The 19,194-nt window shown below is 51.9% G+C and carries 20 protein-coding genes, 1 tRNA gene and 1 pseudogene; 11 read left to right on the top strand and 11 right to left on the bottom strand.

Annotation, left to right across the window (positions count from 1 at the left end):
- Positions 1-74: 74 nt before the first annotated feature.
- From CPH65_RS05965 to CPH65_RS05975, 3 genes are all read right to left on the bottom strand, one after another.
- Positions 75-689, bottom strand: a complete 615-nt coding sequence (locus CPH65_RS05965; RefSeq protein WP_096172599.1) for a TetR/AcrR family transcriptional regulator — start codon at positions 687-689, stop codon at positions 75-77.
- A 144-nt stretch (positions 690-833) separates the two neighbouring features.
- Positions 834-1,724: an RNA polymerase sigma factor RpoH gene (gene rpoH, locus CPH65_RS05970; protein ID WP_096172601.1), complete on the bottom strand. Its 891-nt coding sequence runs from the start codon at positions 1,722-1,724 to the stop codon at positions 834-836.
- 126 nt (positions 1,725-1,850) lie between these two features.
- Complete coding sequence (locus tag CPH65_RS05975; protein WP_096172602.1) at positions 1,851-2,873, bottom strand: RluA family pseudouridine synthase; 1,023 nt, start codon at positions 2,871-2,873, stop codon at positions 1,851-1,853.
- On the opposite strand from CPH65_RS05975, the gene CPH65_RS05980 reads away from it, so the two are divergent.
- Positions 2,872-3,261 (top strand): hypothetical protein, encoded by a 390-nt coding sequence (locus CPH65_RS05980; protein WP_096172604.1) that lies wholly within the window; start codon positions 2,872-2,874, stop codon positions 3,259-3,261. The genes CPH65_RS05975 and CPH65_RS05980 overlap by 2 nt on opposite strands.
- 75 nt (positions 3,262-3,336) lie before the next feature.
- A tRNA-Glu gene (locus CPH65_RS05985) sits at positions 3,337-3,411 on the top strand.
- A gap of 567 nt (positions 3,412-3,978) precedes the next feature.
- On the opposite strand, the pseudogene CPH65_RS24960 reads toward CPH65_RS05985, so the two are convergent.
- The 7 genes and pseudogenes from CPH65_RS24960 to CPH65_RS06035 form a co-directional block, all read right to left on the bottom strand.
- Positions 3,979-5,016 (bottom strand): annotated as a pseudogene (locus CPH65_RS24960) (recombinase family protein); the annotation flags it as partial.
- Positions 5,013-5,237: a hypothetical protein gene (locus CPH65_RS06010; protein ID WP_157747525.1), complete on the bottom strand. Its 225-nt coding sequence runs from the start codon at positions 5,235-5,237 to the stop codon at positions 5,013-5,015. The gene CPH65_RS06010 and the pseudogene CPH65_RS24960, both read right to left, overlap by 4 nt.
- A 582-nt stretch (positions 5,238-5,819) precedes the next feature.
- Positions 5,820-6,299, bottom strand: a complete 480-nt coding sequence (locus tag CPH65_RS06015) for a hypothetical protein (RefSeq protein WP_096172609.1) — start codon at positions 6,297-6,299, stop codon at positions 5,820-5,822.
- A gap of 133 nt (positions 6,300-6,432) precedes the next feature.
- Complete coding sequence (locus CPH65_RS06020; protein WP_096172611.1) at positions 6,433-6,843, bottom strand: hypothetical protein; 411 nt, start codon at positions 6,841-6,843, stop codon at positions 6,433-6,435.
- Between the two features lie 103 nt (positions 6,844-6,946).
- The gene (locus CPH65_RS06025) at positions 6,947-7,495 is read right to left on the bottom strand and encodes a hypothetical protein (RefSeq protein WP_096172612.1); all 549 of its coding nucleotides are present in this window, start codon (positions 7,493-7,495) and stop codon (positions 6,947-6,949) included.
- Between the two features lie 141 nt (positions 7,496-7,636).
- Positions 7,637-9,664 (bottom strand): relaxase/mobilization nuclease domain-containing protein, encoded by a 2,028-nt coding sequence (locus tag CPH65_RS06030; RefSeq protein WP_172891467.1) that lies wholly within the window; start codon positions 9,662-9,664, stop codon positions 7,637-7,639.
- A gap of 88 nt (positions 9,665-9,752) precedes the next feature.
- Positions 9,753-10,214: a ribbon-helix-helix protein, CopG family gene (locus CPH65_RS06035; RefSeq protein ID WP_157747527.1), complete on the bottom strand. Its 462-nt coding sequence runs from the start codon at positions 10,212-10,214 to the stop codon at positions 9,753-9,755.
- A gap of 38 nt (positions 10,215-10,252) precedes the next feature.
- Between CPH65_RS06035 and CPH65_RS06040 the strand changes: the two genes are divergently transcribed.
- The 6 genes from CPH65_RS06040 (at position 10,253) to CPH65_RS06070 (ending at position 15,480) form a co-directional block, all read left to right on the top strand.
- The gene (locus CPH65_RS06040) at positions 10,253-10,600 is read left to right on the top strand and encodes a hypothetical protein (protein WP_157747528.1); all 348 of its coding nucleotides are present in this window, start codon (positions 10,253-10,255) and stop codon (positions 10,598-10,600) included.
- 125 nt (positions 10,601-10,725) lie between these two features.
- Complete coding sequence (locus CPH65_RS06045; RefSeq protein ID WP_096172616.1) at positions 10,726-10,962, top strand: type II toxin-antitoxin system Phd/YefM family antitoxin; 237 nt, start codon at positions 10,726-10,728, stop codon at positions 10,960-10,962.
- Entirely contained in the window at positions 10,962-11,360 is a 399-nt protein-coding gene (locus CPH65_RS06050; protein WP_096172618.1) for a type II toxin-antitoxin system VapC family toxin, read from the top strand. Before CPH65_RS06045 ends, CPH65_RS06050 begins: the two co-directional genes overlap by 1 nt.
- A gap of 641 nt (positions 11,361-12,001) precedes the next feature.
- A complete protein-coding gene (locus CPH65_RS06060; RefSeq protein ID WP_157747529.1) occupies positions 12,002-12,484 on the top strand; it encodes a hypothetical protein in 483 nt (160 codons plus the stop codon).
- Entirely contained in the window at positions 12,481-14,970 is a 2,490-nt protein-coding gene (locus CPH65_RS06065; protein ID WP_096172621.1) for a class I SAM-dependent DNA methyltransferase, read from the top strand. The genes CPH65_RS06060 and CPH65_RS06065 overlap by 4 nt, the downstream gene beginning before the upstream one ends.
- 6 nt (positions 14,971-14,976) lie before the next feature.
- Entirely contained in the window at positions 14,977-15,480 is a 504-nt protein-coding gene (locus tag CPH65_RS06070; RefSeq protein WP_096172622.1) for a type II toxin-antitoxin system VapC family toxin, read from the top strand.
- 330 nt (positions 15,481-15,810) lie between these two features.
- Here CPH65_RS06070 and CPH65_RS06075 read toward each other — a convergent pair whose 3' ends face one another.
- A complete protein-coding gene (locus CPH65_RS06075) occupies positions 15,811-16,146 on the bottom strand; it encodes a hypothetical protein (protein WP_157747531.1) in 336 nt (111 codons plus the stop codon).
- A 423-nt stretch (positions 16,147-16,569) separates the two neighbouring features.
- On the opposite strand from CPH65_RS06075, the gene CPH65_RS06080 reads away from it, so the two are divergent.
- The 3 genes from CPH65_RS06080 to CPH65_RS06090 all read left to right on the top strand — a co-directional run bounded on the left by CPH65_RS06080 (position 16,570) and on the right by CPH65_RS06090 (position 18,940).
- A complete protein-coding gene (locus CPH65_RS06080; protein WP_096172625.1) occupies positions 16,570-16,974 on the top strand; it encodes a transposase in 405 nt (134 codons plus the stop codon).
- On the top strand, positions 16,971-17,324 hold the full coding sequence (gene tnpB, locus CPH65_RS06085; protein WP_096172626.1) for an IS66 family insertion sequence element accessory protein TnpB: 354 nt from the start codon (positions 16,971-16,973) through the stop codon (positions 17,322-17,324). The genes CPH65_RS06080 and tnpB overlap by 4 nt, the downstream gene beginning before the upstream one ends.
- 68 nt (positions 17,325-17,392) lie before the next feature.
- Positions 17,393-18,940: an IS66 family transposase gene (locus CPH65_RS06090; protein WP_096172627.1), complete on the top strand. Its 1,548-nt coding sequence runs from the start codon at positions 17,393-17,395 to the stop codon at positions 18,938-18,940.
- The last annotated feature ends 254 nt before the right edge of the window (positions 18,941-19,194 follow it).

Genomic DNA, 19,194 nt, shown 5'->3' on the forward strand with positions numbered 1-19,194 from the left:
AAGGGCGGCCAGAAGACGCCCTTGGATGCCCCTTGGATTTTTTGGCCGTCGCCTAAAGAGCGTTCAGAGGATGCTCAGGCTACAGCTTCTTGAAGGCGCGGCTTGTCCGGGCCGAGAGCGTCAAGGCTGGCGTTGATCATATCCTGCAGTTGATGCTGACATATTCCCTGCCTTTTCATGACATACAGGCCCAGAATGGTCGCAATCAGGCATGGCACGGTCTTTTCCGGTTTGATTTGGGAGTTGATGGAGCCATCGCGGATTCCCCGCTGCATTGCATCAATCAGTTGATCCCTGATCATTTTCATCCCCAGATCAAGGATAGCCCGCGTTTCTTCATCAAGAGGCGACTGTTCGGTTGTGACATTGATGATCAGACAGCCAGACATGTAGCTCTCATCTGACGGCGATTGGAGCACGCCCTGGAAATAATCCTCAAGAGCGCCTCTTCCCGATCTGGTGTTGTCAAGCAATGAGAGAGATTGCGACTGCCGTTTCTCGATGTAATAGGTCAGCATGCGGCGGAAGAAGGCTTCGCGGCTGCCATAGGCATTATAAATGCTGGCCTTGCCGAGACCCGTCGTCGCAACGATGTCACGCATCGAGGTCGATGCCAGACCGTTGCGCCAGACCCAACGGGTGGCTCGTTCCAGTATATCCTGTTCGTCGAATTCTCTTGTGCGACCCATAGCAAACCAAAGCGGATTGTGAAAAACCACTTAAGCAATACAGTCTTTACGCGGTTGGATCAATTACTTACTCGAGAGAAATGCACCACAAAATTGAAGTCCAATTTAATACCACAATTGGTAATTGGACTAACTTGGCGACGTTTAGGCTGTTTCCAACGCTTTGGCTGCGGCGGATTGGACTTCTTTTTGGACTTTTTCGAAAGCCCGCACCTCGATTTGGCGAATGCGCTCGCGGCTGACCTCGAACTCTTCGGATAATTCTTCGAGCGTTATGGGCTTTTCAGCCAATCGACGGGCTTCGAAGATGCGACGTTCGCGGTCGTTGAGGATGCCGATTGCATCGTTCAGCAAATCCATACGGTGATTGTATTCTTCCTTGTCCGCGAGCACATCTTCCTGTGTCTCGCTATCATCGACCAGCCAGTCCTGCCACTGTCCGCTTTCGCCATCGGCCTTCAAGGGCGCGTTGAGCGATGCGTCACCGGACAGGCGCCGGTTCATCGAGATGACTTCCTCGTTGGAAACGCCCAGTTTCTCGGCGATGAAATCGACTTGATCCGGCTTCAGATCCCCATCTTCAAGCGCTTGAATTTGGCCTTTGACCTTGCGCAGGTTGAAGAACAGGCGCTTCTGATTGGCGGTGGTTCCCATTTTCACGAGTGACCAGGAGCGCAAGATATATTCCTGAATGGACGCGCGAATCCACCACATGGCGTAAGTCGCCAAACGGAAGCCCTTTTCAGGATCAAATCGTTTGACAGCCTGCATGAGGCCCACGTTGCCTTCAGAGATAACTTCGCTTACCGGAAGACCGTAGCCGCGATAGCCCATCGCGATCTTCGCAACCAGTCTGAGATGACTCGTGACCATCTTGTGCGCTGCTGCCTTGTCGTCATGCTCGGCGTAACGCTTGGCCAGCATGTATTCCTCTTGCGGCTCCAGCATCGGAAAGCGGCGAATTTCGTTCAAATATCGGCTCAGCCCTCCTTCAGCACTGGAGAGCACAGGGACATTGCCAGTTTCAGTCGTCATAAAATAAGCTTTCTCTTTTCCCCCGAACCGGCGGGAAACGTTGTGCAGCCATAGAGCGGCCTGCCATATATCTTTTCAATATAGGTCGAAATCTGGCAATTACAGGGCTAACCCCCGAAAAACTAACTATATTTTTTGTAATGCTTCCGTTATGGTGTTGAGATCACTGGGCATTTCCGATTGGAATGACATCTCTTCTCCACTGATCGGGTGAGCAAATCCGAGCTCTCCAGCATGCAGCGATTGTCGGCCGCGGTTCTCGATCGAGCAGGCAAGATCCTCCGGTAGCTTGTTGAGTTTGGACTTGAAGCCCTGACCATATTCCAAATCGCCAATGAGCGGATGTCCGATGTGGGCCATATGCACGCGGATCTGATGGGTGCGCCCTGTCTCAAGGCGGCATTCGACGCGCGAGGCGATCACATCGCCCACTCCGAATTCTTCAAGCACCTGATAGTGTGTAATGGCCTGTCGGCCACCCGCTTTCAGAACCTTCTGCCTGAGGCGATTGTGGGGAGCGCGCCCGATTTGCGTGTCAATCGTGCCTTTCTTGTTGCGCAATTCGCCCCAGACGAGCGCCTGATAGGCCCGGGTGAGGGGGCCGTTGCGTCCATGGTCGGCAAACTGTTCGGACAGGCCCTTGTGGGCTGCGTCGGTCTTGGCAACCACCAGCAGCCCTGACGTCTCCTTGTCAAGGCGGTGCACGATGCCCGGGCGGCGCACGCCCCCGATTCCGGACAGGCTTTCACCGCAGTGATGAATGAGGGCATTGACCAGGGTGCCCGTCCAGTTGCCGGCGGCCGGGTGGACGACAAGACCTGCGGGCTTGTTGATGACAATCAGGTCGTCATCCTCGAACACCACGTCGAGCGGAATGTCCTCGCCCAGTGGGGTCGGGTCTTCGGCTGGGGGCAGGGTGACCGTGATACGATCTCCTGCATTGACCCTGTGATTGGGCTCATCTATCGTCCGATCCGGCTGATCGGAGGTGGCCAGGCTAACCTGTCCATCCTTGATCAGGCTTTTGAAACGGGAACGAGAGAAGCGGTCGTCCTTGGCGGCAATGACAGCATCAAGGCGCTTGCCTGCCTCGGATTCATCGACATCAAACCTGAGGATTTGGTCTTCTTCAGAGCGAGAGTGAGACATGGTACAACAATCCACCGACGACCTTTCAAACGACGACGTTCAGGTCGAGGATGATCCTTTTCTGAGCCCGGAAATGCAGGAAATGCAACGCAAGATCCGCAAGATGGTCTTCTGGTCCATCATGGTCATGGTTCTGGGCATTTCCAGTGTAATTGGTGTTCTTATCTACAAGAGCATGACAAAAAAGGAAAGTGCCGCTGTTGCAGCTGCACCCAGTGCTCCTGTCACCCATGTGCTCAAGGCGGGCGAACAGGTGCGCACAATGTTGGTTGAGAACGGAATTGTCTATCTTTTGGTCGACGGCAAGGGCATGACGTCGGTTATTCAGATCGACAAGAAATCCGGGGCCATTGACCGCCGGGTGGAGTTTATTCCACAGGGGAAATGAATATTCACAGTTTCGTTAAAAACGTCCCTTGCGCTTTTGAGGAAAGCTCCCTATAAACCGCCTCACTGATCGTGAGCGCCCTTCGTCTAGCGGTTAGGACGCCGCCCTTTCACGGCGGTAACACGGGTTCGAGTCCCGTAGGGCGTACCATTCCCGAACAAAACTGGGCACCTTAGTCGTGTTTAGTTTTTCGGGGGTGCAGATGGCATGCGCCAGAGCGTGTTTTGATCCGGTGATCCTGACTTCATTATCATTCAGCATGATCTGTTCTATGAACAGGGTCAAATATGCTTTTTGCATGCCCGGGTTTCCGCCGAAAAACTTTTCGCGCATGAGTTTGGCAAAAGCCTCCAACTTCTCGGGCGTGATGGCGAGATCGTCATCGCTGATCTGTCGCGACAAAAGCTCTACCTGCTCTTCCAACTCGTCTCGGTATGCTTTTGTTTTGGTGATGCGTTCCTTGAGCTGCGGATCAGTAAGGTCAATGAGACCTTCTTCGATCGCTGCATACAGGTTTGAAAGCCCAGCCGCTTTTGCAGAATGCTCTTTCTTGAGTTGGGCCAGCTTCTGTTTCAGGGCTTCTTTGCCACCCTTCGAACGATCCATGATTTCCTGAAGAGTTAGGTAGAGCCGTTCCGGGGTAAAAAGCTTTTGGGCCAGTTCTTGCAGGATCATGTCATCCATGAAGTCCATGCGAATGCTTCTGCCCGGGCAAGCTGTTTTCCCCTTTCTGGCGCATGTAGAACAGGCATAATAGCGATACTGACCACTTTTTCCCGTCCTCAAAACCATGCTGCCGCCACATGTGGCGCATTTCAGGAGACCCGAAAGCAAAGTTGGTCCGCTGACCACCCGTGGCGGTGTGTTTTGGGGACGCTTGGCTTCCAATGTCCTCTGCACCTTATCAAACACAACCTGCTCGATGATTGGTGGCACATTAACCGGAATCCATTCCTCACGCGGTTTGATTTCCCGTGTCTTGCTGTCCAGGCGGTTGAAGTAGTGGGTACCGGTGTAGATTGTTCGTTGCAAGATGTCGTGAACGTGGCTCACGTAGAACATCTTTCCTCGACGCTTGATGCCGCGACTATTGAGATGTTCGACGATGGCTTTCACGCCCAGTGGCCCACTGAGGCCATTTCCATTTATGTAGAGGTCATAGATCCTACGCACCAATGTGGCTTCGTCCTCGTCAATGGCGAGTCTTTTCTTGACCCGGTCCCCCCTTTTCTCCGCCTCTATTGTGCAATATCCGAATGGCGGCTTCCCGCCATTCCAGTATCCTTGACGGGCATTCTCCATCATGGTCCGCGTCGTGTGTTTTGCGGTCTCTGCGGAATGGTAAGCATCAAATCCGGTAAGCACGCTGCGAATGAGATTACCTTGCGGATCATCGGCAATTTCCTGCGTCATAGAGATCAAGGTAACTTTATGCCTTTTCAAACGACGGCGATAAGTTTCGAACTCATAATCGTCCCGAAAGAAACGGCTGAATGAATGCACGAGCACTGCATCAATGGGTTTGTCAGGGCCACAGGCAAAAGCGATGAGTTCCTGAAAAACCCGGCGATTGTCATTTGTTGCCGAAGCCCCGGGTTCGATAAATTCTCTTACCAGTTCCCAGTCTCTCTGCTCGCAATACTGCCTCGCATGACGAATTTGATCAGGGATGGAAAGGTCTTTTTCCGCCTGACGACTGGTCGACACTCGACAGTATAAAGCGCAGTTCCTGATCTTTGTATCTGTCATCGTCATTCTCCCATGATCCGTTGAAGGTCGCGATCGAGATGGTTCAAAATCAACTGAATTTCTTCTTCGGTCACTTCGAAAGCTGCAGCCCAGTCACTGGTGACGGTCAGGCTGTTATTCTTTGGCTGCCCTCTGCGACCGGCCGAGTTCAATGCATTCTTCGCATCCGCCATGGTTGTCGGCTGATGTGATAAATCCATTTTTTCTGGTTTCGGACTTGATGGCATTGAAGGACAAACCGGGTTTGATGTTTTGTCGGCAGCGATTTCCAGGTGCCGACAGGGCATCAACGAAGTGAGTCCGTTTGAAAATTTTAAAAATATTTTCTTCGACTTTTATTCAAGCTTCTGAATTGTTTGAATAAACTGGGCCTTGCAATCCACTTGCGCTGGATTCGAAGCGGTTGAGTTTCATGCAGGCCGCATGTTGAGCCAGAAATTCGGCAAATCAGGATCCTGCTATCGAGGCAGTCCGCTGCTTTTGCTGCAGGGATCGATTTTTTGGCAGATTTTGGCTTCTGGTAAAAATGCGTGAATCCCACGAGATGGGGTCGTTTGGCTGGAAATCAAAACACATTCTTTCACCACTGCACAAGCTTCTGAAATGGTTGAGTAATTTTCTTTCCGGCACATCTCCAGAAAGTAGCCCCTGCATAAAAGTTCATGACCGCTTGCTGCAATCGCAGACGCGTCCAGCCTTCTGGGCGTGGCGTCGTCCCGATAAAAACATGAATTTTTAAAATCCATGTTTTCTGGCTGCGATGCTCTGGCGATTGCAGTTATTCGAGCTGGCCGAAGGAGCAGATGTGGTCAGGTCACCACCTGATCTGAGGTTGGCTTTTGTGGTGTTTCGAAGAGGTAGAAAGACATGCTATCCGCCGAATCTGCGTATTGGTTGCTCGATTCAGATCCTTTTAGGTCCTTGTCAGGCCTATACGGGATGAAATATTCGACCACCAGCATGCTGCAGGTATCATTCACGGTTGGAACGTAGTTTATTCTAGGGAAAGGATCGTCGTCTTCGTCACAGTCGTAGAAGAAATCATCTTTGCTGAGCCGGGTTCCCGTTGCTGTTTCGAATGCGACGAGGCGCTGATGGAGGCGTTGATCTTCTTCTTCCGATAGTTCCGAGCTGAAATCGAAATAGCCCTTGATCTTGCCACCCTCTGCTCTTGTGGTTGCGATGATGCTGGCGACTTCGTCGGGTTGGAGGGGTTTGCACTGCAACGGTCCTGCGACGAAATTCTGGACGCAAATGAATGATCCCATGCTGATGAAAAGGTCTTTCATGGCCAATTGTCTCCTGAAATACATGCCTCAATATAGGCAGTTGTTGGTATTGGGATTGTGAGGCCACTGGGCTTGTGGCCGTTTCGACCTCGCCCGCAGAATGGGCGAGATCGAATGGATGCCGATGTTGCGTTCAGTGTGAGCCGCGTGTTTGAGCCCGTTGCGCCTCGGAGACAATCAAATCCAGATATCGATTGGCATAGTATTTGGCCTCGAGCAGATCAGCCTTCGCGCTCGCAAGGCACCTTTCGATTGGGTTCCTTTCATCAAATGCGGCAGGTAGTTGTTCCAATACCTCATCGACGATGTCGGAAAATTCCGGTTCCAGCACTGCGCGGGCCTGCACAGCTTTAATCAAGGCCTGAACAGGTGCGATGTCTTGAAAGATGTCTCCGATCGAAACATCTGCGGGCATGGCATCGAGCGCCTGTCTCGCGGCACGGATCGCATCCGCCCCAATATCGATGATACGGCTGGCATCGGTCGAGTGCTGGTCAAGCAGGAGAGAGATATTGTGGCGAAAGCTCTGTGGGATAGAGGTCATTTGATCGTCTTTCTGATGTCGTTATGAATTGAGATTACCTGCAACGCGCACTGGGATAGGGCGTGTTCGAAAGCCGGTACGGTGGTGTTTGGGAGAAGCGGGCCTAGAGATGACGGATCACGTCATCGATCATGACGCCATGATCCGGGCTGTAGAGGTGCTCGCTGTTGTTGAGCGGGCACAGGGCGTAGTCGATCTGCTCTGAATGAACCAGTGCCTCTCGAAGCTGTGTCGAGATCTGATCCAGCACATCCTTCTGGCCGAGATTTGCACCACCCCGCAGGGTTTCCCGCAAGTTCTCTGCTGACCGTCTGTATTGTTCGTTGAACAATCGCTTTTCTCTCACCACTTCCGACATCATGGCAATTCCTTTGCCGATCGAGGGCAGAGAGCCTTGATCAAGGGTCTTGATCAGCAAAAGGGCTGCTTCCAGATGCTCTAGGGCAGCCTCATTGCTTGTCTTTACGTCGGACAGGTTTTCTTCCGAGATGAGAATGATCGGGTAAAAGGCCATCGGGCCCGATAGCCAGTCATTGACGGTTGAAGACCATGTTTCTGGTTTGAGTGTTCGTTCCGGGAGCGCAGCTTTTTCATTGCTGTCCAGTCGAACACTGTCACCAAGGGTGATTTGCGGATTTATTGCATCGGTCATGGAATATCCTTTGGTTTTAGATGCTCCGCCTATCCATTCCTCCCATCTGTTTTTCAGACCAATCGGGTTGAATGTGGCGTCACCCGGATCGCCACATGAAAGCAGATTGGTCGACTTCTCCCTCTTTCGCTTCGTGCGGTATCACCGCTCATATCCACTGTCGCGGCGGCGCTTTTTAGGGGTGATTTCACCGCCGCTGGGTTTGCTTTGGGCCTGAGCGCTTGATGATGTGACAGGCGGAGCCTGCCGTTTGTCATTCGTTGGTTGCGAGATCGGGGCGGTAGGTCGTGGCGGTCGAGTTTCCTCATTCCGTGCCATTTGCTCCGTCATCCGACCGTGGGGCTCGCGACGAGGCGCAGGTGCGACGGAGTTCGTGTGACCGCTACTGTTTCCTGCTTTTTGTCCCACCGGTGGGCGATTGTCGTGGTTGCTGGCGTCAGCAACATAATCGTCACCATCTAGAAACTCACCTGTCTCCAGATCAATTCGGCGTTCGAATTCGGCCGCATCGAGGTGGTCAAAGGAGCGGGCTTGCTCCTTTGACCTTGGTGATGGTTCGGTCTTGGCTTCGGCGCTTTCGATTTCTTGCTGCTCATTCTTGCGTTGCTGCTGCAACTCGGCATTTTTCAAGATCATTTGTTCGAAGCGGCTTGGGCGAGTTGTTCCAGAGCCTTGATCGCTTGAGACAAGCGGACCTGACTTTTCTGATCGTTTGGGGTGCCAGCCCAACCAATCAAAGCACTGTTGTAGTCCATTTGGCAGGACTGAAAGGCTTTGAATGAGGCTTCGAGCGCGTCTTGCCGTTGCATCAGCAAGTTGACGGTATTTTGCAGTGCTTTGTTCTGCTCTTCGTTGGGCCCGTTCAATTGTGTCACCAATTCTTCGATGGATGACATCAACTCGCGCTCGAGTGGCGTCAGCAAGGTGGGCTGACTGATTTCTTGATGGTTTTGTGTCATCGGTCAAAACTCCACTTTCGAGCATTGAGGCTGTCGACCGGTCGGCAGCATCAAGCAGTTGGCCATCTCGCCGGTTTTGATGTCCATGATCAGATATCGGCCTGGCAGCTGGAGGGACATTGGTTTGCCTTGCTGCAGATGGTCCTGCTGGGTCGGCACCAGAAGCCAGAAAATCACCGGCATTGAGAGGATCGCCGCTGCCGCCATCATCTTTTGTCTCTTCATCTGCGCTTCCAATCGTTCCAAAGCTTCCGTAGTTGTCGTTTGTTCTTTGAAGATCTGGGTCTGGACATCCGACAGGTTCTTCTGGAACTCCTCGTATCGGGTCAGATGCTGTTGCTTCTCGGACCGTTCCTGGTTCAATTCCGTCTCGACTTCGCTCTTGAGGTCTTGGATACCGGCTTTGATTGTATTTCGTGCGTCGTTCAATATGGTGTCCAAGTCTTTCTTGAAGCTCTGCGAGGCTGATGTCATCAAGTCTTTTTGGCGGTTCTCCGCCTCCTGTTCGTTCTCTCGCAATCTCTCGCGCAATGGTTTCGTCTCTGGTCCATCCTTCATGGAAAATTACTCCTTTCATGCGCCATCTGGCCTTGTTTTGTGGATCTTTCACTGTGATGTAATTTTTGCCGGTACGTGGAACCTCTAAGCCGAATTTCTGCAGGGCTTTGATCATCTCTGACCGGTCGTTGATGGTTCCGGCTATTATCTGGCTCTCAATCCAGTTCTGGATCTCGTCCCGTGTTTCAGCCCGGCTTTGACTTTCTTTGACATTTTTGCGCTCTCTGGCGCGGGAGGGGTCTTCTGGGTCAGCCCAGCCATAGCGCTTGTTCAGCACGTCGCGCAGGCTGTTGAATGCTTTTTCAAACCCTGGCGGGAACGGATTGATCGATTTACCCGATATCAGCTCGAGGCGAGGCAGACAGAAATGCAGCTCGACCTTGCCTTCGTGCGTGTGCCTGACCCAGAGAATATTATATTGCTCTGGCTGCAGGCCGGCGAACGCCAAGCCTTCAACGGCTTCCATCACGTCTTGCTGTTGCGCTTCGGTCGGTTTGTCTTCCAACGCGAAGGCAACAACACCTGAGACATATGCCCATTTGAATGGGGAACTGTTGATCAGGTCGCGTGTGATATTGGGATCGCCACGCATAATGTCTGGCGGCGGATCACGGCGCTTGATGATCACGTCACCATTTTCATCGCGCAACACGTTCCGGTTATTGTCATAGTCCACCACATCAAGGGCTATGAGATAATCAATGGGACCTGCGCCGCCACCCTGTCCTTTGGCAAAGACATCAATCAGCATTGTCTTCCTCCATTTTGGAGTGAGACAAGCGGATGGATGCTAGTTGCCGATCAAGAGAGACAAGGGTGGTGAGGATGTCGATCGCGTCGAGTTGGCGCATGTCGCCATGTCGACGAGCAGAGTTGATGGCGCGAGCAATCTGGTTGCAATTGGTGCCGACAGCATTAACGGCAATGAGAAGCTTGCGGTCGACTTTGGGAGGTGGTCGGAGTGTACGCTTGGGTCTTTGAACGAGGCCCAACGCATCACGTAGAAGCTCCGAAACCGAAGTGTCCCGAAGTTTGGCGAGTGCAACAAGCTGTGCTTTTTCAGCCGCAAGAACGCGCACAGATATCCGCTGATCATCTTGCGCTTTCCGCGGCTGACTGGTGGGGGTCGAGGGGGAGGCCTGCATCCCTTCGCAAGGCTCCGTGTCTGACACGGGTATCCTTGCTGTCTTCTCTTCACTCATACATCCGTCCCCACTCTCGTGTGTGGTTGGTGGATCAGATGGATATGATTTTCGCGGTGCTGGCAGGCTGTCGTTACGGCCTGATGATGGTTTCGGCGATCCGGTTGAGATCGCATTTGACCTTGCTGCCCGGCACAACAACCCTTGCCGAACTTGCAGATTATGCGGGGGTGGTTTCCAAATGGCCACCATCTGTCGGAGTCATTCTGGCCGACTTGGTTGCTATGGTTTCGAGAGCAGAAATGCATGTATCGTCTCCTGATCAAATCACGTTTGAAGAGAGACGGGATACCGACAATATGAATCCGGACTGCTGGATCAGACGATCAGATCGTCTCTCAGCAGGGGAAGTGAGTCCGTTTTCGGAAAATAAAAATCGAATTTAAAAATTAATGGCTCTTCGGATCTTCATGTGGAATCCAAGAGCCTTCAGCAGTTGGTTGAACCTAGTTGAACCCATCGTGGGGTCGTGTACAGTGAGACATTTGTGAAGGCAACCAGGAGGTCCTGCATGCAAGTCAACTTACACGAAGCAAAGGCCAAACTTTCGGCCCTTGTCGAAAAAAGCCTCTCGGGTGAAGAGGTCATCATCGCAAAAGCGGGGAAGCCGCTTGCTCGACTCGTCAAATACGAAGCCGATTCAACTCCCCGCAAATTGGGCCTCTACAAAAATGCCGGTTTATCAATGGGCAAAGGCATCCATGATGGTGACGCCGAAATCGCGACCATGTTCGGGATGGAAGATTGATGAAACGATTGCTTCTAGACACTCACACCTTCATTTGGGCTCTGACGGATGACCCTGAACTGGGAACGTTTGCAAGGTCGCTCCTGGTCGATGCTGGAAACGAAATTTACGTTAGTGCGGCAAGTGTCTGGGAGGCTGGCATCAAATCGGCGTTGGGGAAATGGTCGGTTCCCCTTGATCTTGAAGAAGCGATAGATGCCTTCGGTGCCAAACCGCTTCCCATTTCTCCTTACCATGCGAAAATGGCTGCCAATCTGCCGCTTCATCATATGGATCCTTTCGATCGCATGATTATTGCGCAGGCGCAAACGGAAGGATTGACCATAGTTAGTTGTGACCGTCAATTCTCCGACTATCCAGTCGCATTGATTAATGCCAAAGATGTTCCATCATCCTAAACTTGAAACCGCGCCTAATCGGTGTGGCGGGGTTAGGGATTTCTTGCTCGCCATTCTTCCCAAACCAGCTGCCATAGCTGGCTTTTTGGGATGCCATGTGCCGCGCAGGTCATCTTGAAATCCCGCAAGGTCTCCTCAGAAACAAGCATATTGAGCTGTCTCTTCATGCCCCTTGGGGGCTTGGCCAGATTGTTTGTCGTTGCCACCTCCAGGCCGTTGTCGGGGCTGCCTTTACGGTTCAGATTATCGATGCTGGGCTTTTTCAGTGACATCACCGTTCTCATGGTTGTTCCTGATTGGCGTCAGACAACTCCTTCAATAGCGATCGGAAAATACGCGGGCGCGATTGTTGAGCTCTCCGAGACATGTTTCTGTCACGGCCCGACCAAAATCGCTTGCCCGGCGGTAGCTCACCATGTCGCGGAGTTCACCTGATGCCACGCGAAAACCAGTCTGTTCGAGATAGTTTCTGGCCTCTGAGTTTTCCAGCTCACTGGCGCAGGTGCAGAAAATTGATGGGGATGGTCACTGTGGGCGGATTGCTGCCATTCGCCCCCCGGAGCGTGAATGTCGTTTTTTCAATTGCTTGTTAAGACTATGCAGGTTAACTTGTTGCTGACAACAAGTTAGAGGGGGCATTTGTGTCGGTTCTATACACGCCAGGCCAGTTGAGAGGTGCGATTTCGATCAAATCTGAAACCTATCGCCATTGGAAGAAGTCACTGAGCCCACTCTGCAAAGGCACGGGCCACAGCCCTTGTTTCACTTCCGGAGATATTCTGGCAGTGGCCGTTGTTCGATGTCTGACAAACGATCTTGGTATCAAGATAAGCGCACTTTCATCACTGGCGGAAGACTTATTCGAAATCTGCAACAGCGAGTCGTGGCCGGTTCTTGAGCGTTCAAAATTGGCCATCGATATTGTAGGAAACGAAATTATTCTCTCGGGCGAATTCAAAGAAACGCTCGTTGTTAAACCCGTCATTTATGTGCCACTGCAAGTTCTGATCGCCCAACTCCGAGATCGATTTCTAGCAAGCGCCGGAACAACTGGTCAGGCCGAGCTTCGCTTTCCTCTCACTCCAGTTGGTTCAGCAACGAACCAGAGTGGAGGGCGATCATGAACGCAATTGATAAAATCGCTGATGGGTTTGCATCCGTTGGATATCGAAGTGAAGCGGTCGTTCGCGACTTCGAATTTGCCGATGTCTGGAGCACATCACTGGACACAAGAAGTGTCCCGCTTGTCGCTTTCTCACGCACTCCGCCCTCATATCGATCCGCAGCGATGGCCGTTGTCGAAAATGATGGCGCGCCGGAAATTGAACTCGTGCGTTCTTACCGGGCAATCGGTGCGCCGCTTCTTTTTGTCATCGAACGTCAAGATGTCACCGTGTGGCAGGTGCGATGCGATGACCCGCCACGGGTTGTTGAAAAAACCACACTTGATAAAATTTCGGCGCTTTTCAAAATCTACGAAAATGAGTGGCACCCCGAAGCCATTCACCGTGCCAAATCGATCGACGGTTACGACGGAGTGCACCAACTGGATTTCGTCGATCTTGGCCTTCTACCGGCAATCGAGGGAGAAATTCATCTCAAGCTAGATCGGTTGTTGTCGGATACGCTCAAGCTGTTGATTGACAAAAATAAGTTCTCCGACACAGACATCAGAACGCAATACAGAATCGTGTTTCGAATGCTGGCGGCCAAAGTCCTTCAGGATCGACGGCATGCTTATTCGGAAAATTGGGACTACAATGATCTGTCTTCCGTCCTGAAAGCAATTGAACAATATTATTCGCTCCATACCCTAGATATCAGGCAAAACCTCTTGGAACTCAGCACCTTCGAGCAAGCCTGGGAGCACTTGCGATCCGGAATCAGTTTTTCAAATATCTCTGCCGACGATCTGGCATTCGTTTATGAAAACACTCTGGTCACTTCCGAAGCTCGTAAGCTGTTTGGAACTCACAGCACACCGCGCCAAGTGGCCGAGTATGTCGTTCAAAAACTGGAACTGCACACTTTAGACTTTAATAAAATTAGCATTTACGAACCTTTTGCCGGCGCCGGTGTATTTCTCGTATCAGCCATTCGGCATTTGCGCGATCTGCTCCCGTCTGACTGGTCAGACGCAAAATGTCACAAGCATCTAATCAAGCAAATTTCTGGAGACGAAATTGATCCTTTTGCTTGTGAAGTCGCTACGCTATCCCTGATTTTGGCCGACTATCCCAATCACAACGGATGGCGTATCGGGGAACTCGATTTGTTTGCGGATGACAATTTGGAAACCAAGCTGAACGCCAGCAACGTAGTGGTCTGCAACCCACCTTTTGAGGCATTCAAGGCAATAGAACGGGAAAAGTACAAAAATATAAACACGAGCGCGTCCAAGGCCTCCGTAGCTTTTAAAATGGCAATTGAGGCGCGCCCAGAAGCTCTCGGATTTGTTCTTCCACGTTCCTTTATTCTTGAGGATCAGTTTAAGGAGCATCGTAAAGAACTCGAAGCGAACTATGCCAAGATCGAAATCCTGAAACTGCCCGACGGCATTTTCGGTGTTTCCAAGGTCGAGACGTCCGCAGTTATTGCGACCAGTCTGCGCGATCAAGCCACTAAAGAAATTGAATTGAGATCGACCGAAGTCTCGGAAAACGACCGACATTCCTTCCTGAAAACGGGCGAAACAAGTATTCGCAGAACATCGAGACGCTCTTCAACTGAACCGTATTCTGGGCAGCTTTGGTTATCAGCGCTGAGTGAACTGTGGGATTATTTGCACAAGTACCCAAGATTGGAAGATGAGCTCGATACGAGTTGGGGCCTTCAGTGGAATTATTCACAAGAAGAGGCCGCACTAGATGAGAAACAAGAGGGCTTCAGGCCAGGTTATTTGAACGTTCGTGGGATGAAGCAGTTTGTTAATCCTTCCCAAAAGTGGCTGGATTTCCGCCCAGAAAGTTTGCGACGCGGAATGACGCAAAGCTGGTCTGAACCAAAGATATTTGTAAGTGCTACGAGGCTTCGTCGGGGACCCTGGTGCTTCGGAGCAGTAACCGATTTTAACGGTCTACTCTGCTCTCAGCAATTCTTTGCCCTGCGACCACAAAAGACAATGTCGGAGGAATATCTGATCGCGTTAAGCGGTATCTTGAACGGTCCGGTTGCCAATGCTTATCTTGCAATCAACTCACCAAAAGACCGATTCAGAGTATCTGTCGTTGGCCAAATACCGCTGCCCAAAACAATTCCTACTACCCTTATCGATGCGATCAGCGATTACCTGGCTTTGGTTAACGATCCGTCTCCATTGATTAGCGAAGATGCTGTTCTCGCTCGTGCGCTCGACAAAGTGGATGCTGAAATTCTGCGGGCTTACGACTTACCGCTGCGGCTCGAAAAACAGTTGATCGAGTACTTTAGTGATGCGGAAAGACCCGTCGCCCATGATTGGCAACACTGGTCGGAAAACTACCTGATGGCTGGGACAACCCTGTTTGAATCTGTCTCCAAAAAATTCAACAATGAAGGAGATTGGATATCGAAAGTATTCAAACCGTTGCCAGACGAAGAGGTTTCTCTGCTACGCAAATATGGGAGCTAAGGGCAGATGGACGCTTACCTCCTGGATACCACCATCTTGTCGATCTATCTTGATCCGACGCATCCTGATCATACGGTCAAATCCGCTTCACTTGATGCTTTGCCAACTGAAATCCCGAGATTTGTGTCTTGTGTGGCCCTTGCTGAGCTTGGTTTTGGCGTCGAGATCGCGCACCAGATCGGCAAGAAGGATATGAGTGTTCTGACATCCATGATCGCAACTGCCCATTCCTATGCCGTCCTTGATGTCACTCATCACACGGCGATAGTTTACGCCAAAATCAAAGCGGCTCTGGCCAAGAAGTTTCTGGCTAAAATTTTGCGAAAGGACCGCCCGAAGTATCTTGAAGAGTGGGTCGATAAATCAAGTGGTAAGGCGCTTGCAATCGACGAAAATGATCTCTGGATGTGTTCGCAAGCAAAGGAAAGAGATCTTATATTCGTAACTGCTGACAAGCGCATGAGACGGATCACTGAAGCTGATCCAGAAGTTCGATTGTTGTTTATCTAGTCGAATCTTCCAAAGCGGCCATTCAATTTTGTTGCCGCGAAAGGCAGCTGAGGGCCGCGAATACCAATCACGGCGCCAGATGGGCTATTTCCGGTGATGATGCACTGCACCAGTCCGGTTCGAGCCCAAATTGGACATTGGAAATGAAGGTGTATTCGCAGATGCAACAAAAGTGGCCGGGGTTCACAGCCTAAAGTAGACATTGGTCCAAATTGCGGGAAATATCTGCCTCGTGTTTGTCGCTCTCGACGAGCCGACAAAGAACGAATAGTGCCGATTTAACTACTCGGAAGTGGGTTGGGTGAGATCTGTTCAGCGTGGTGACATTGCCTATCTGCGCCTACCAAATGTCGGTTTTCTTACAGCCTTCAATTCAGCTTCGGATGGCTTGTAGACCTTGCCTTGTAAAGATGCACTAGTGCTGTTCAATGCGAATTGTGCTTTTGCTTCGTAGCTCTTACGCATCATCAGCATAGGTACACCCACAGCAAGAAGCGCAAGCACAGTTCCGGTAATCGTGTCTCCGAGCCACGAAGTCATAGTCGTGTCGATTATGCCTTGCAGCAGATGCAAAGGCTTACTTTTGATATCAAATCTAAAAACTGTATTGGCCGCGAGAGTCGCAAAAAAAACGAACATTAACAATGACATCTTCAATCGAGCCATAATCCAACTCCTTCTGGCAACAGTCCAGAAATGAGTAGCAGAGAAGTTGCTAAAAAAATGACTAAAAAGATTGTAAAAAAACTATTTATGCCACTTAAAGGAGAGTTGATTTTCCACCAACTCAGAACCTTTATTCAGATCCCTGCCCTCCAGACCTGCTGGCATTCCCGATGTTGTCGGCACTCCCGCAATGCAACAAATGCCCCTTTCGTCCGCATTGCTGAAGTTCGCCTGCCGCCGATACTGCGACGCAATGGAAGGTTCTTTGCCCCTAACAGCCAATGTAAAGGCGGTGTGTTACCAAATCTGGGCAACTTCGGTCTACCGGGCGTAATTTATCGTAAGCGCTGTTCCAGCCCCACGTTGCGGGTTACAGCCGGTTCTGCGATGAGATCTTCATGTTGATATTTATGGAGTATCTCCATGGAGAGTACGGCGGAGTTTCTCACTCCTTCGCGGAATTCGCGCGGGAGGCCACGTAAGTGGACGGATGAGGAGAAGGCACAGATCGTCTCGGAAAGTCTTCAGCCGGGTGCTCGTGTCTGTGATGTTGCCGAGCGGTATGGGGTTCGTCCAAACCATCTCTCTGCATGGCGCACGCAAGCTCGTCTTGGTAAGCTGGTGTTGCCGGAGCCGGAGGGCGAGATTGAGTTTGCCAGTCTGATTGTCGAGGCCCCCCGCAGCTGTGTGGTATCCGAGACCAGCGAACCGGTAGCGAGCCATGACCGTCCAGAGATCGAATGGGGCTCTGTGATCATCCGGCTCGAAGCAGGAGCAAGCGCAGGTAGGATAGCCGCTGTGGCGCGATCTCTTGCACGTTCATCATGATCTTTCCTTCGAACCGGGTGAAGATATTGGTGGCCAGCAAACCGGTTGACTTCCGGAAGGGCCATGATGGCCTCGCTGCGCTGGTCAGGAACGAGCTGAACAAGGATCCCTTTACTGGCACTGTGTTTGTCTTTCGGTCCCGACGGGCAGATCGGCTGAAGCTTCTCTATTGGGATGGTACGGGGCTTGTGCTGGCCTACAAGCGTCTTGAGGAGCAGAGCTTTGTCTGGCCGGAGATCCGGGATGGCCTGATGCGGCTTGATCATGCGCAGTTTGAAGCCCTTTTTGCCGGGCTTGATTGGCGTCGGGTTCGCAGTCTGGAAGTGCGAGCACCGCAGGATGTGGAATAGCTGCGTCAGGGTGACTCGGGTCTGATGTTGTTTGTGTTTTGATGGCAGAGATCTGCTAGATTTTGGCCATGTTGACCGAAGCTGATCTTCCCGATGATATTGCAGCCCTGAAGGCGCTGGTGATTGCCAGCGAGGCTCATGGCATTCGCAAGGATGAACGGATCGCCCAGCTTGAGACGCTGGTCAAGGCCTTCAAGCAAGCTCTCTTTGGCAGTAAGTCGGAGAAGGCCGATCCCGATCAGTTCCAACTGGCCCTTGAAGATCTGGAAACAGCCATTGCCGCGGTTCATGCCGCCGATGAGGCCGATCCCTCTCCAACAGAGCCCACACGCAAGACGCGCCGTTCAGCCAATCGCGGGGCTTTGCCGAAACATCTGCCGCGCATTGAGGAAGTGATCGAGCCAGACAGTCTGGTCTGCTCCTGTGGGGCTGATCTGCATTGTATCGGCGAGGATGTATCCGAGCGGCTTGATGTGATCCCGGCCCAGTTCCGGGTCATCGTCACCCGGCGCCCCAAATATGCCTGCAGATCTTGCACGGATGGTGTGGCTCAGGCCAAGGCTCAAGCCCATCTGATCGAAGGCGGTCTGCCGACCGAGGAACTGGTGGCCCATGTTGTGGTCAGCAAATATGCCGATCATTTGCCTCTCTACCGGCAAGCCCAGATCTATTCCCGTCAGGGGATCGATCTTGACCGTTCTACCCTTGGAGACTGGGTTGGCAGGGCTGCCTTTGAATTGCGGCCCGTCTTTGACGCCCTGCTTGTCGATCTGAAGCGGTCAGGCAAACTCTTCATGGACGAGACAAGAGCTCCAGTCCTTGAGCCCGGCAAACGAAGAACAAAGACCGGCTACTTCTGGGCACTGGCCCGGGATGACCAGCCCTGGCAAGGAACGGGGAATGGGAGCGGCCCGCCAGGAGTGGCCTTCACCTATGCGCCGGGGCGCAGCGGGCACTATGCCGACCAGATATTGCAGGGCTTCAGCGGCATTCTGCAGGTGGACGGCTATGCCGGTTACAATCAGTTGCTCAAGAGAACAAGCCAGAACATCCGCCTTGCCTATTGCTGGGCGCATGCCCGCCGCAAACTGGTCGAGATCACGCGCGCCGGCACAGCTCCCATTGCACAGAAGGGCATCGAACAGATTGCAGCTCTGTACCGCATTGAGGCTGAGATCAAAGGCATGGATGCTGATACGAGACTTGCGATACGGCGGGAAAAGTCAGCCCCATTGATTGCCGGCTTGCAAACATGGCTCAGTCAGCACAGCTCTCGTGTCTCGAAGAAATCGCCACTAGGCCAGGCTCTGGCCTATATCGCCAAATACTGGGAAGGTCTTTGCCTGTTCCTCACTGACGGGCGTATCGAGATCGACAACAACAGTGTCGAGCGGACAATCAGGCCGATTGCCCTCAATCGAAAGAATGCGCTCTTTGCCGGTCATGATGCGGGAGCCGAAAACTGGGCGATCATCGCCTCGCTCATTGAAACCTGCAAACTCAATGGCATTGACCCGCATGCATGGCTGGCACAAACACTCAAAGCCATCGTCAATGGTCACAAGCAGAGCAACATCGATGCGCTCCTGCCCTGGAACTATCCGCGCAACGTGTGAGCGGAACAGCGCTTACAATTTATCGTTATATTCCAGTGCCCATCTTTGTCCCGTAGGGCGTACCACTTTGCACAAAAAGCCTTTGCAGCTCAGGCAGTTGCGAGGGCTTTTGTCCAACCGGGGTACATAGGTTGGACATCATTTCAGCTTTGCCATTGCATTGTCGGCCATCAGCTTCCTGTTTGCTTTCTTTACATATTTCCGTGCTTCTCCCGGGTTCGAATGGCCCAGGAAAGTCATGATTTCAAACTCAG

Source organism: Cohaesibacter sp. ES.047, from assembly GCF_900215505.1.
Taxonomy (GTDB): Bacteria; Pseudomonadota; Alphaproteobacteria; order Rhizobiales; family Cohaesibacteraceae; genus Cohaesibacter.

Bases quoted from the DNA above. Each gene is read 5' to 3' on its own strand.
- CPH65_RS05965 (WP_096172599.1), bottom strand. From the start codon at position 689: ATGGGTCGCACAAGAGAATTCGACGAACAGGATATACTGGAACGAGCC.
- rpoH (WP_096172601.1), bottom strand. From the start codon at position 1,724: ATGACGACTGAAACTGGCAATGTCCCTGTGCTCTCCAGTGCTGAAGGA.
- CPH65_RS05980 (WP_096172604.1), top strand. From the start codon at position 2,872: ATGGTACAACAATCCACCGACGACCTTTCAAACGACGACGTTCAGGTC.
- CPH65_RS05975 (WP_096172602.1), bottom strand. From the start codon at position 2,873: ATGTCTCACTCTCGCTCTGAAGAAGACCAAATCCTCAGGTTTGATGTC.
- CPH65_RS06010 (WP_157747525.1), bottom strand. From the start codon at position 5,237: ATGCCATCAAGTCCGAAACCAGAAAAAATGGATTTATCACATCAGCCG.
- CPH65_RS06015 (WP_096172609.1), bottom strand. From the start codon at position 6,299: ATGAAAGACCTTTTCATCAGCATGGGATCATTCATTTGCGTCCAGAAT.
- CPH65_RS06020 (WP_096172611.1), bottom strand. From the start codon at position 6,843: ATGACCTCTATCCCACAGAGCTTTCGCCACAATATCTCTCTCCTGCTT.
- CPH65_RS06025 (WP_096172612.1), bottom strand. From the start codon at position 7,495: ATGACCGATGCAATAAATCCGCAAATCACCCTTGGTGACAGTGTTCGA.
- CPH65_RS06035 (WP_157747527.1), bottom strand. From the start codon at position 10,214: ATGAGTGAAGAGAAGACAGCAAGGATACCCGTGTCAGACACGGAGCCT.
- CPH65_RS06040 (WP_157747528.1), top strand. From the start codon at position 10,253: ATGGATATGATTTTCGCGGTGCTGGCAGGCTGTCGTTACGGCCTGATG.
- CPH65_RS06045 (WP_096172616.1), top strand. From the start codon at position 10,726: ATGCAAGTCAACTTACACGAAGCAAAGGCCAAACTTTCGGCCCTTGTC.
- CPH65_RS06050 (WP_096172618.1), top strand. From the start codon at position 10,962: ATGAAACGATTGCTTCTAGACACTCACACCTTCATTTGGGCTCTGACG.
- CPH65_RS06065 (WP_096172621.1), top strand. From the start codon at position 12,481: ATGAACGCAATTGATAAAATCGCTGATGGGTTTGCATCCGTTGGATAT.
- CPH65_RS06070 (WP_096172622.1), top strand. From the start codon at position 14,977: ATGGACGCTTACCTCCTGGATACCACCATCTTGTCGATCTATCTTGAT.
- CPH65_RS06075 (WP_157747531.1), bottom strand. From the start codon at position 16,146: ATGGCTCGATTGAAGATGTCATTGTTAATGTTCGTTTTTTTTGCGACT.
- CPH65_RS06080 (WP_096172625.1), top strand. From the start codon at position 16,570: ATGGAGAGTACGGCGGAGTTTCTCACTCCTTCGCGGAATTCGCGCGGG.
- tnpB (WP_096172626.1), top strand. From the start codon at position 16,971: ATGATCTTTCCTTCGAACCGGGTGAAGATATTGGTGGCCAGCAAACCG.
- CPH65_RS06090 (WP_096172627.1), top strand. From the start codon at position 17,393: ATGTTGACCGAAGCTGATCTTCCCGATGATATTGCAGCCCTGAAGGCG.